Annotated in this window: 7 protein-coding genes; 2 read left to right on the top strand and 5 right to left on the bottom strand. The window is 53.7% G+C overall.

Features of this window, described 5'->3' with window-relative positions; translation table 11 throughout:
• Positions 1-48: 48 nt before the first annotated feature.
• From R70723_RS22790 to treC, 4 genes are all read right to left on the bottom strand, one after another.
• Positions 49-4,554 (bottom strand): S-layer homology domain-containing protein, encoded by a 4,506-nt coding sequence (locus R70723_RS22790; RefSeq protein WP_039875647.1) that lies wholly within the window; start codon positions 4,552-4,554, stop codon positions 49-51.
• Positions 4,555-4,769: 215 nt separating this feature from the next.
• Complete coding sequence (gene treR / locus R70723_RS22795) at positions 4,770-5,489, bottom strand: trehalose operon repressor (protein WP_039875649.1); 720 nt, start codon at positions 5,487-5,489, stop codon at positions 4,770-4,772.
• A 130-nt stretch (positions 5,490-5,619) separates the two neighbouring features.
• Positions 5,620-7,596, bottom strand: coding sequence for a PTS system trehalose-specific EIIBC component (treP, locus tag R70723_RS22800; RefSeq protein WP_039875651.1), 1,977 nt, complete (start codon positions 7,594-7,596; stop codon positions 5,620-5,622).
• 50 nt (positions 7,597-7,646) lie between these two features.
• Positions 7,647-9,350 (bottom strand): alpha,alpha-phosphotrehalase, encoded by a 1,704-nt coding sequence (treC, locus tag R70723_RS22805; RefSeq protein WP_039875653.1) that lies wholly within the window; start codon positions 9,348-9,350, stop codon positions 7,647-7,649.
• A 630-nt stretch (positions 9,351-9,980) separates the two neighbouring features.
• Here treC and R70723_RS22810 point away from each other — a divergent pair.
• Positions 9,981-10,295: a helix-turn-helix domain-containing protein gene (locus R70723_RS22810; protein ID WP_052421141.1), complete on the top strand. Its 315-nt coding sequence runs from the start codon at positions 9,981-9,983 to the stop codon at positions 10,293-10,295.
• Between the two features lie 5 nt (positions 10,296-10,300).
• A complete protein-coding gene (locus tag R70723_RS22815; RefSeq protein WP_052421140.1) occupies positions 10,301-11,233 on the top strand; it encodes an IS3 family transposase in 933 nt (310 codons plus the stop codon).
• A gap of 325 nt (positions 11,234-11,558) precedes the next feature.
• On the opposite strand, the gene R70723_RS22820 is transcribed toward R70723_RS22815, so the two are convergent.
• Positions 11,559-12,461, bottom strand: coding sequence for a dihydrodipicolinate synthase family protein (locus R70723_RS22820; RefSeq protein WP_039875654.1), 903 nt, complete (start codon positions 12,459-12,461; stop codon positions 11,559-11,561).
• Between the last annotated feature and the right edge of the window lie 142 nt (positions 12,462-12,603).

Consider the following 12,603-nt stretch of genomic DNA (forward strand, 5'->3'; position numbering starts at 1 on the left):
TGCAGGCTACTCTTCTACTAACAACCATCTTTCATTTCAACCAGCGGCTTAAAGAGCCTCCGCTCCCCACGCCTGGATCAGCCGGGCAAAGACCGCGGCCGCTTCCGCCCGGCTCGTTTCTCCCTGCGGATCAGCGTAATCGCCCGGCTGGCCGCTCAGAATACCTGCTGCTGCCAAAGCCTCTACCGCTTCCTGCGCCCACGCACTCACGCTTCCGGCATCGGTGAAGTCCGGCGACGTAATGGCACGCGGCTTATAGCCCTTGGTTGCTGTATAGTTATACAGCATTACAGCCATCTGCTCACGTGTAATCACAGCATCCGGGCTGAACAGGCCCTGCCCCGTTCCGTTAACGATGCCGCTTTGGGCGGCCCAGGCTACCGCAGAGGCATACCATTTCCCGGCTGGCACATCCGTGAATACCGGTGCTGCATAGCTGCCAAGGTCCACTCCCTCCAGATTAGCCAGCACCCGGGTGAACATCGCCCGGGTCATCGGCGTCCGGGGGTCGAACAGCTCCTTACCAGTCCCTGCGAATAACCCGCGCGCTGACACAAAGGCTACATCCTGCGCCGCCCAATGGGCAAAAGGCACGTCATGGAACACGTGTCCGTTATAAGCAACATCATAAGTACCCGTAGCCGCAGCGGCGAAGGTCACGCTGTTGCACGCTGCTGCGGCCAGCGGCAGGATAACGTCTTTTCCGGTTTCTTTTCTAACTACCACATATTCGTTAATATTACGGCCTTCGGTCACCTCAACAGGCAGCGTAATGATCAGAGGATAACTGGGCTCCGCATACACTACCGGCTTGCTGTCCTTCAGCAGCTCCACGGTATAGCTGCCTTTGCGGATGCGGAGCACCAGCGGATCGCCGTACTTCTTGTTCATCATCTGCAAGGTAGCGTTTGGAAGGGTAACCGTTCCGTAGCCGCTTTTAATAGTAAGTTGTGCTGTCCCCATCGCTGCTGCGGAGAACTGAACAGTCAGGTTCTCTATGCCATCCGCATTGATAACCAGCTCGCTGCCGCCGTCCAGAGCCGTCCCGATTTGGCTGTCGCCCAGAAGCAGGCTGTAGCCGCCATTCTGATTTTTGCTCAGCGTACCGCTTATCCCGTTCAGGGAAATCTTCGGGTTATCAGCGGCTACTTCTGCCTGCACACCGCCGGGCATTGCCGGGTTCTCAGGCTGGCTTGGAACGGGCTTGCCGTCCGGCAGCGCAATATCCTCAGCGTTAAACATGAAGATTAGCCGCTCGCTGGTGGTAATGTCCGGAATATCCGTAATCTGCGAGAGTGTTTTATTTCCCAGGCGAAGCGTCAGGACGGCATTACTGCCGGCTCCGGCTGGCTCCTGATAGACAATCCGGTTATCGAATTTGGGAGAAGCCAGGAAGAACGGGCCGACCCCGCTGGAGCGCAGGATGAACCTTTCATTGTCACCAATCTCAGCGGCATCCGCCTTGATGAGGTTGTAGTCCCCTGACTTCTCTTCTTTTACCGATAGATACTTGTTGGTCTCAAGCAGCAGAATTGAATACGTGCCGTCCTCGCCTGCTACCAATTGAAAGAACGGAGCATCCTTTTTCATCGAGCTTGTAGTAAGCTCACCGTCGGCGTTGACCGCATAATACGAGTTCAGGGTCTCGGCAGCTTTTTGACCGTTAACGGTACTCCAGTTTCGCTGATACAAAGGCTCCCAGCGCGTCCGCATCTGAAAATACGGCCCGGCCACCGCAGTCTGCGGCTCCCCGTTGTAATAGGTCAGCGTGCCAAAGTTCAGGTTGTCAAAATGCACCATGCCCTGGGGACGCATTGCCGCCGCCGCCCGGGCCGTCCAGGTCATATCCACACCGTCTGCCTTGCTGTAAAGCGCCAGCCCCTGCTCGAAAACAGGTCTCAGCTCGCCCCGGTTCAGCCCGTTGTTCTCCATGTCAAACCCTGTCCCATAATACCCTCTACTGGTATCCCCGAACACATTCGGCATCGCTGTAAAAGGAACCTCCACCCCGGACAATTCCTGCGAATACAGATTGTATTTGGCCGAATACTCAAAAGCCTTCGCCAGCCTGTTATCATACAGGGAAGCCAAATCCTCATTCTGGTTAGCGGCAATCAGGCAGATTTCCGCCATATAACCAAGTGCCAGCAGGGCATGGGCCTGATCACGGCCGGTCTCCATCGTCTGCCCCGAATCGTTCACGTAAGCGAAGATAGAGCCATTCGTATGAATATCCTGATAAAAGCCCATCGCGCGCTCAAAAATCCCCGTATTGTCACACAGCACACCGATCGCCAGCATGCTGACAATAGCAGCCGCGTCCCAGTTGCCGTTAGCCAGCATCGGAACCGCCGCATCCTGGAGGACAGGATAGACCACATTCAGCATCATGGCCTGCAGCGCCGCAAAATCCTCATCACTATACCCGATGTAACCACCGCCGTAATATCGGATAATCTCCGCCGCGCTCGCATACTTATAGGCATTGATGCCCGCTCCCAGAATTCTGTCCCTGCCGTCAATCACCTTAAGCGTTTTTGCCCACTCACCGAGCAGGCCTGCGGCCATGTCCGCATATTGTTCGTCTCCCGTAATGACCCACTGCAGGGCGTTGAAGTACGCGGCGTTGCCTCCCTTTTCAAAATAACCGATGTTGCTGGAATCCGAAGGAGCCCCTCCGCGCCCGACCTTTGAGAATACTTTAGTCTGGTAACCGGAGCTGGCTACTCCGTAAGGCACACTGTCCACCATTCTGCGGTAGTCGGAGTACCATGGTTCCTGTTTGGCCTGAATATGTGTCTTCATGTCCTCCAGGTCCTGCAGGCTTAGCAGAATCCCCGGATGGCTGAAGATACGGACATTTATATCCGCCTTCGCGCTATAGCCGCCTCCGTTATATTCAACCGTATACGCATGAGTACCGGCGCTCAAACCCTGCAGCTTCACCTGCATGAGGCCATCCGAATAAACCGCGTCTGTTACTGTACCGTTGACCTTATAACCGGCAGGGTCCGTATCCCCGTTCACGGGCTTCCATAATAAATCCGCAGTATCTCCGGATACCTTCCGGCTGATTTCCAGCGGGTCTTTTCCCGTAACCTGTTCAAAATAAAACCGGTATTCCCTGTTCTCAGCGGCTCTTCCGCTGCTCTGCATGGCATTAGCGTTCATTGTCACATTAAAGCGGCTGAAGTTGCTGTCATCCCTCATGGTGGACAAATGCGAGAAGATCCGGTAGAAGCCGGATTCCGTATATTGATCCACATAAAAACGCTCATTCCACCCCGGTACTGCTGCCGATGCTGTAATCTCGAACGTCCTGTCCGTACTGACGCCGCTCGTGGCGCCGCTGATAATATTGAAATAACGGTGGGTATTGTCCAGGAACTCTTTTTCCGTAAAATAGTTCTGGATGGTCAGATATTTCCCGGTATCCAGCGACTTTATAGAATAAGCTGTTCTGGTCGCCCCGGCCTCGGGCTCCTCATGATCCACCGTCGCAAAATAATCAAGCACATACAGTGCGAACACAGAGGCCTCGGCGGGATCAGCGGTAAGCGACAGCTTTTCCGTCACCGGGTCTGCTTTTACATACTGCCCGTCCCCGTTCCTCATCTTTAGGATCATCGCCGCAGTCTGGCTGTTATTGTAGTAGTCCCCCAGGTCTGGACCATTAATTTGGGACGGCAGCTCCATAACCGCCAGATTATCCATCGCTGTCTGCAGCGTTAACAGGGCCTCGTCAACCTCTGCCTGCGTTGCAGCGTTTATACTTAATGCTTTGGCCTGATGAAGCGCCGCCATAAATATCGCCCAGCTTTCCTGTGTGTATACGGTTTCAATGAATTGCTCAGCTTGCGCAATCAGCGCATTTAATGCGGTTCTGTCGCTTCCGTCGTTCACAACCGGATCACCCAGCGTTACATTCAAGGCAGGTCCCGGGAAGCCGGAAGTGTTTCTGGAAGAAAACAGCTCGCTGGCGCTAACGGTATTATCCTCCGCTTTTGCAGTCGTAAGATGAATACTGACCACTTTTCTTCCGTTGTTTAGCGCATTTTGGAAGATGGAGGACAGATCAACCGTAAGGTTCTCTTCACTGGCCGATGTGACTGCTCTGGTGACTGCCGGAGAGCCGGCGATATCATACGGACGGGTGTTATACGTAACATTGGTGACCGTCCATTCATGATCCGTATCACGCAGGACCGGTTCACTTTCCGTAAACACCAGCTCATTCGGCGCATGCGATTTTCTGAAGCTCAGCTGCATCGTCATTTCGCCTGTATCATACCGGTCCGTATCAATGGAAGACAAATCAAACTTCAGATACGCATGACGGGACTTTCCATAGATTAATTTAGCTGCACTCAGGCTGGTTCCCAGGGCATTGCCCTGACCGTTAAAATTGGACACAAAGGCATCCTGCGCCGCCGGAAAAGATAACGTTGTCCCCGCCGCAGACGCAGCATTAACTGCCTGGCCCGTGAACAAGGAAGTCACCGGCAGACAGATACACAGCAGCACGGATAAGAATGGCTTCAGGTAAGGTTTCATGATCGCTCTCCTTTTGTGTTGAAATGCAAGGCTGTTATTTATGAATACGCTTGCAATAGTAACACAGATAACATGCGCACCATATGCGGCTTTTTTAAGCTTGATGCGGGGTTTTTTAAGAAGCTTCACGGATTGAAGCCTTGTTCGTTGGTTGTGAAAATAAAAAAAAAGCATCCCGGCCTGTCGGCTCTCAGGATACTTTTTTGGTTGCATATTCACCGCTGCACCCGTCTGGCAAAATCCACGAACTGAAACTTGTCGAGCCGGTGCCTGGATTCGGTGTACTGGAACAGCACGGTGTTCTCCAGATAGACGTAGTTCCGTACGACAACGATATGCGTGTATTTCTTCAGATCAAGCAGCCGGTGGTCCTCCTCTGTCGAGGGCTCTACGGAGATCAGCTTTTTGGCATAGCTGATCTTCAGCCCGAGCTCCCCTTCCAGATATTCATAGATGGAGCCTGCGGCAATGTCCCTGCTCAGAAAAGGCACAATATCCGCCCGGAAATAGTCCTTGTCCAGAATGATCCTCTCTCCTTCGATCTCTCTGGCCCGGGTAACTTTCCAGATCAGGGCCTCCTCCGGAATCTGCAGCTGTCTGGCCGGCATGGGGCCAGCGGGCTCCTGAACGGTCTCTTCAACCAGAGTCCGTGAAGGTCCGCCCAGCGTATCAGACATTTCCTTAAAGGAAATGAGGCCGGTCACGGGAAAATCCATCCGCGTCATATCCAGCACAAACGAGCCGCGGCCCTTAATTTTGTGAATGTAGCCTTCCCGGAACAGCAGATTAAGCGCTTTGCGCACCGTCTCCCGTGAGGTGCCGTAGCTCTCGGCAAGCTCACTCTCGGACGGCAGCTTGGCTCCGGCCGGAAGCTGGCCGGAATGAATCCGGCTGCTGTATTCATTATAGATTTGCAGATAGATATTTTCTCTCAATGTTGATCACCGTCCTATATTGTATCATGCAATGCCGCCGGAAGCACCGCTTCAATTGTGGACAAGGCGTAACAGAAAAACAGCCCCGGAGGGCTGTCCATCTGCAGTCTTTTTACCGGTGCGGGCTGGTTCAGCCCTTAAGATGAATAGTCAGGATACCGGTCTGCTTGGCTGTCGCCGGTCCGGTCTTCTCTTCAATCCGTTCTACCATATCCTGTCCGGCAGGAATAATAATCGGCGTAATGACCGGAAGGCCGGCAGCGCGGATCGCGTCCATATCGAACTCCAGCAGCAGCTCTCCGGCCCGGACCTTGTCACCGATATTACGATGCGAGGTAAACCCGTTGCCCTTAAGCGATACCGTATTGATTCCCACATGAATGAGCACCTGCACGCCGCTGGCATGCTCAAGAATCAGCGCATGCTTGCTCTTAATAACATGAGCGACTGTAGCATCAAATGGTGCATAGACCTTTCCTTCAGACGGCTCAATCGCCAGCCCTTCACCCATCTGCTTCTCGGCAAAAGCGGGATCAGGTACCTGCTCCAGCGGCACTGCTCTTCCGCTTATCGGTGCAGCCAGCTCGAGAATATTCACCGGCTCCTGCGAGGCCTGCACAGAGCTGCGGCTGCTGAGCTCACCTGCTCCGCTCACCGCGCTGCTCCGGGCAGCCTCAGCCTGCTCATTCTTGTTAGCACGCTGGACAGCTATACGGCCATACAGCATAGTGGCGGCAAACGGCACTATCAGCACAATCGCCATCCCGATAAAGAACACGCCCCACTGGTTCGGGAAAATCGACAGGAAGCCGGGAATTCCGCCTACCCCGATGGATGAGGCACGCACGTCGTTAAGTGTCAGCAGCATGCCGGCCAGACCGGAACCGATCAGACCGAAGAAAAACGGATAACGGTAGCGGATATTAACCCCGAAGATTGCCGGCTCCGTTACGCCCAGGAAGGCAGATACAGAGGAGGTTGCGGCAAGCCCCTTGGCCTTCTGCTCACGGACGAGGAAGAACATCGCGAGTGCAGCAGCACCCTGGGCAATGTTGGACAGCGCCAGCATCGGCCACAGGAAGGTCCCGCCCTCACTGCCGATCAGCTGGACATCGACGGCAAGGAACGTATGGTGCATCCCGGTGATGACCAGAGCGGAATATAAGCCGCCGTAGATCAGGCCTCCGAGCAGTGCAAAGTGGTCGAAGATATAAACGAGGCCGTCCGTAATCGCATTACCGATAGCAAACGTAAGCGGCCCGATGAGGGTAAACGCCAGAAACCCTGTAATTAGCAGCGCTACCGGCGCAACGACCAGCAGCTTAATCGAGTCATGAACCCGCTTATTCAGGAACTTCTCAATGACGGCCAGAATATAAGCGGAGACCAGTACCGGCAGCACCTGCCCCTGGTAACCGATCTTCTCTACATGCCAGCCGAACAAATCCCAGGTAGGTACGGTTCCTTTCAAAGAAGCATCAGCATAGCCGTAGGCACTCAGCAGATCCGGATGTACGAGGATCAGACCCAGTACAATCCCGAGCAGCGGACTGCCCCCGAAGCGTTTGACTGCGGACCAGCCGATCAGCGCCGGCAGGAAGGTGAAGGCTGTGCTGGCAATGGTATTGATAATAGAAGCAATATCACTCCATTGCGGATAGGCTTCAACCAGTGACTTCTCATACAGGAAAATCCCCGATCCGGTCAGGATATTATTAATCCCGAGCAGAAGACCTGCGGTAACGATGGCCGGAAGAATCGGAATAAAAATATCGGCCAGTGTCTTGATCGCCCGCTGCAGCGGATTCTGCTTACGGGCGGCTGCCGATTTCACATCATCCTTGGAGGAGCGGGAACCGCCGGTGATTTTGATCATTTCTTCGTAGACATTATCGACCGTTCCCGGCCCGATTACGATCTGAAATTGCCCCTGGGTCGAGAACTGCCCTTTGACCAGATCATTGCGGTCCAGCGCTTCCTTGTCCACCTTGCTCTCGTCATAGAGCGAGAATCTCAGCCGGGTTACACAATGCGTTGCAACCTCGATATTCTCCTTACCCCCGACAGCCCGGACGATATCCTCTACATTTTTGCGGTCTATAGCCATTTGATCACTCCTTACCTGTTTTAGTTATCATGATGCCGGAATGCTTCTCATTAGCGGATCAGCCACATGTAAGAGGCATACGGGCTAAGCGGAAGCTCCTGTGCTAAAGACGGGGCTTCTGCCGTATTGCCGGTCAGCAGCTGCTGTTCACCGCTCCCGCCCAGCTCTGCCCATTGCTTGTCGCCGAAGCGGAAGGTGATCTCTTTTCTGCTGAAGTTCGAGACAACCACCAGCGTCGCTCCCTCTGCCTGTCTGGCATAAGCGAACACCTCAGGATGGGCCTCATCCAGTCTGCTGAAGCTCCCTTCCACAAACACATCATGCTCCTTGCGCAGAGCAATCAGCCTGCGGTAGTGATGAAGGATGGAATCGGGATCGGCCAGCTCTTTGCGCACATTGATATCGGGGTACCGCTCATCCACTTTGATCCACGGCGTTCCGCTAGTAAAACCCGCATTCGGGCTGTCATCCCACTGCATCGGCGTGCGGGAATTGTCACGTGAACGCTCCTGTAGGATGCTGAGCGCTGTGCCCGGCTTTTTACCCTGCTCCTGCAAAATCCGGTACATATTCAGTGACTCGATGTCACGGAACTCCTCAATGCTTTTCCAGATTGGGTTCGGCATGCCGATTTCTTCGCCCTGGTAGACGTAAGGTGTGCCCTGCATGCCATGCAGCGTTGTTGCCAGCAGCTTCGCGCTTTCCACACGGTAGGCTTTATCGTCGGCGAATCTGGAAATGGCCCGCGGCTGATCATGGTTGTTGAAGAACAAGGCATTCCAGCCTCCGCCCTGCTGCATTCCGGTCTGCCACTGCGTGAACAGCCGTTTCATCGCCTCAAAATCATACGGCATCAGCTCCCACTTCTGCCCGTTGGGATAATCCACCTTCAGATGATGGAAGTTGAACGTCATGGAGAACTCCCGCTCCTCAGGACTCGAATACCGGATGCAATGCTCAAGTGTCGTCGAGGACATCTCACCGACCGTAACCATCTCATAAGGCCCGAACACCTCATCGTACATCGCCTTGATGAATTCATGGACACGCGGTCCGTCAGTGTAGAACTTGCGCCCGTCTCCCGGCGGCACACTGCCGTCATCATCAGGGAAGCGCTGGTCCTTGGAGATGACGTTAATGACATCCATCCGGAAGCCGTCTACACCCTTCTTGGCCCAGAACAGCATCATATCGTTCACTGCCCGGCGTACCTTCTCATTCTCCCAGTTGAGGTCTGCTTGCGTTTTGTCGTACAGGGTAAGAAAATACTGCCCCGACGCTTCGTCGAACTGCCAGGCCGGACCGCCGAACTTCGACTGCCAGTTGTTAGGCAGCCCGCCATCCGGGCCCGGGTCCTTCCAGATATAATAGTCACGGTACGGGTTGTCCTTGCCGGAAGACGCCTGCTTGAACCACTCGTGTTCAACCGAGGTGTGATTGACCACAATATCAGTCATCAGCTTCATACCGCGCCGATGCAGCTCCTGCACAAGCTCGTCAAAGTCCTCCATCGTGCCGAAGTCCGGGTTAATCGCCTCATAATCAGCTACGTCGTAACCGTTATCATACTGCGGCGAGACATACACCGGCTGCAGCCAGACAATATCAATGCCAAGCTCCTGCAGGTAATCCAGCTTTTCTGTAAGCCCTTTAATATCTCCTGTTCCGTTGCCTGTCGTATCCTTAAAGCTCTTAGGGTATACCTGATACACCGTGGACCGGCGCCACCATTCCGAATACCGGGTCTGTGTCAAATGAAGCACCTCCAGAATTTGGTTCTCTCCCAATCATTAAACTTGTATATACAAGGTCAAACACTTCACACAGTTTAAACCTGTATATACAGGTTGTCAATAAGTATAATGATGGATAGCCAAAAGAGACTCTGCCAACCACGTGGATGGGGCAATGGCTGGATTAGTGGGATTTTCCACTTGGTAGGGCTCGGTGGCGGTGGTTGGCTGGTGTAGGAGGCGATTCAAGGGGATTTTTCCCCTTAATAGGGCTCGTATACAGGCGGTGGAGGCGATTTAGTGGGATTTTTCCCTCTGACGGGGCTCGCTTGCGGACAGTTGGGTCGGTTGGGTCGGTTGGGTCGGTTTAAGGGGATTTTTCCCTTTGGTGGGGCTCGCTTGCGGACAGTTGGGCCGATTTAAAGGGATTTTTCCCCTTAGTGGGGCTCGTTTGCAGGCGGTGGAGACGATTTAGTGGGATTTTTCCCTCTGACGGGGCCCGTTTGCGGCGGTTGCGCCGATTTAAGAGGATTTTTCCCCTTAGTGGGGCTCGCCCACTGGCGGTTGAGGCGATTCCTCCACAGCCCCCTAAAGAAGTTGGAGTCCTCCCCCACAAAAATGTAGACTAGATACAGGAGGAGGATGAACGGTATGGGACACTTAACAGGAACAAGAGAGAAGGCCGCGCAAGAGGTGTTGTCTGGCATTAAGGCAGCGGTGGTTGCCCGAAAGTATGGAGTGACCCCATCGACGGTGAATCAGTGGGTGAGAGATTACCGGGAAGCCCATGGGGAACAAGATCATCCGTATCCCCAAGATCAGGTGGAGGAACTGAAACGCCTGCTGGATGTCGAGCAGAAATACGAGAAGGCTGTGAAGATCCTCGGTGAAAAGGAGCTAGAGATTGAGATTTTGCGTGAACTGCTAAAAAAGCCAACCCCTGCTTATCCGAAAAAATCGAGGTAGCCGATATGTTCATTAAGCAGGGGAATAAAGCAGCGTTGGTACTACGTCTCGTGGGGCTAGCAGAGTCTACGTATTACGACCGTAAGAAACGCAAGTCACAGGATGCCCAGGCCGTACCTCAGGGGCGCGGAAGACCCGTACCCGGCTATTCCCTGACCGAGTCTGGAGAGAAGATTAGCGACGGGCAGATCCAGGAAATGCTTCTGGAACTGGTCGCTGGAGAAGAGCACGTGTACGGGTACAAGCTCCTGGCCAAGTGCTTATGGAACCAGCACAGCCTTAAGCTCAATCACAAGAAAAGCTACCGGCTGTGTCAGGCGCTGGAGATCCTGCAGCCCCAGCGTCACAAGCGCTTTAAGCATCCCCGGAAGCTGCCGGAGAACCGGGTTATTACCGGAGCGGGTCAGCTCTGGCAGATGGACATTAAGTACGGGTACGTGGCGGGCCGGGACCGGCATTTCTTCGTCCTGAGCATTATCGATGTGTTTACCCGTGTCATCGTCGGCTACCACCGCGGATCGTCGTGTGAGGCCAAGCACGCCTGCCAGACGCTGGGACGCGCCATGGAGCAGCACTGCGCCCAGGACAGTGCACGCCCGGTGATCCGCACCGACAACGGCCCACAGTTCGTCAGCCACCTGTTTGGTGACATGTGTGAAAGCTGGGAAATGACTCATGAACGCATTCCGCCTCGAACACCGGATTTAAATGCTTTTATTGAATCGTTCCACAGTAATATTGATCGGGATTTGTTCCGTAAAGAGGCATTCGAAACGTTCGACGAGGCCTATGAAGCCGTGGACCGGTACATGGATTTCTACAACAACCGGAGAATGCACACCAGCCTTCGCAACATGCCACCGGTTGAATTTTCAGAGTGGGTCATGGGCCTAGAAGACCGGTCCGCCTTCTTCTGGCCGAGGAAAAAAGCGAAATAAAGAGCATAGCTACGACAAGTACCGGTTTTATACTGAGGACTCCGGGATAAGGGGGTCTCACCGATTCAAGGGGATTTTTCCCTTTAATGCGGCTCGTTCGCATGCGGTTGGGGCGATTTAGTGGGATTCTTCCCTTTAATGTGGCTCGTCCGCTGGCGGTTGAGGAAATTTAGTGGGATTTTTCCACTTGGCAGGCTCGTTGGCGGATAGTTGGGCCGGTTTAGTGGGATTTCACCCTTAATCCGGGGTATAGGTTACACCTACGTCCACGCAAAAACAGCCGCCTCCCCAAGGAGGCGACTATTTATGTGCGAACAGTGACCGGCTAGTTTTCACCTTCTAACACTCTAATATCCCGTAACGCTGATGACAGCTGCTCATTCACAGTTGGACTCAAGGGTAACAGCGGCAGCGGAAGAGCCGGCTCTGAAATAAAGCCTAATTGCTGTGCAATAGCTGAGGCCACGCGCAGGCTTCCATATTGGCGGAACAGCACCCATAAAGGCTCGAGCCGCAGTGAAATCTGCTCTGCTTCCTCCTCCCGTCCGGCCTGAGCCAAACGGGTCAGCTGCAGGCAGGTTTTGGGAAGCAGGCCGCCCAGCACAGAGAACCAAACCTCACACCCTGCCTTTAAACCAGCTGCTGCAGTTGGATCTCCGCTAATTCCAAGCGCCACACGGGATGGAACGAGTTCACGCAGATTCTCTATACGCAAACTGGCTGCTTCAGCCCCGGCAGGGACCCCGGGAATTTTTATTGCCCGGACATGGGGAAGCTGAGCAATCCTGCCGTGCAGCTCATCGCTGAAACGAAAATGTGTGGTATTAGGATTATCGTATACGCAGAGCGGCACGGACAAATGGCTGGTCACCTGTTCATACAGATGATAAACCTCTTCATCCGTTAAAGGCTGATACGATACCGGAGATAACATAAGTGCACCTGCTCCAGCTTGCTGCGCATCCTCTGCCAAGTGCAGCACATCAAGCGTCCGGAGCGCGCTTATGCTTGTCATTACAGGTACTCCGCCTGCGGCCTGGACAGCAAGCTGTAAAACCCGTTCACGCTGTGCCCGGGTAAGATAGGCATAATTCCCTGTTGAACCCAACACTCCGATCGAGTCCACACCTGCTGAAACCAAGCGTTCTATCAAAGGGGTGAACTCTTTTTCGTTAATACCTGTCTCATCTAATGGGGTAAGCGGAAATGCGGATAAACCTTTAAACATCAGTCTGCACTCCTCCGGTAATAGTCTAGTAACATTGAGCCATTATATGAATAGATTGGCTCCATTATAAGAGCCAATATGTAAATAAATTACCGGTCCACTCTGCCATCATACAAATTACGCAGAAAACTTCAGGTAGAGA

Origin of the sequence: Paenibacillus sp. FSL R7-0273 (assembly GCF_000758625.1) — a bacterium.
Taxonomy (GTDB): domain Bacteria; phylum Bacillota; class Bacilli; order Paenibacillales; family Paenibacillaceae; genus Paenibacillus_AQ.

What these genes read in the sequence shown, in the direction of transcription:
- R70723_RS22810 (WP_052421141.1), top strand. Translation starts at nt 9,981, where the DNA reads ATGGGACACTTAACAGGAACAAGAGAGAAGGCCGCGCAAGAGGTGTTG.
- R70723_RS22820 (WP_039875654.1), bottom strand. Translation starts at nt 12,461, where the DNA reads ATGTTTAAAGGTTTATCCGCATTTCCGCTTACCCCATTAGATGAGACA.
- treP (WP_039875651.1), bottom strand. Translation starts at nt 7,596, where the DNA reads ATGGCTATAGACCGCAAAAATGTAGAGGATATCGTCCGGGCTGTCGGG.
- R70723_RS22815 (WP_052421140.1), top strand. Translation starts at nt 10,301, where the DNA reads ATGTTCATTAAGCAGGGGAATAAAGCAGCGTTGGTACTACGTCTCGTG.
- R70723_RS22790 (WP_039875647.1), bottom strand. Translation starts at nt 4,554, where the DNA reads ATGAAACCTTACCTGAAGCCATTCTTATCCGTGCTGCTGTGTATCTGT.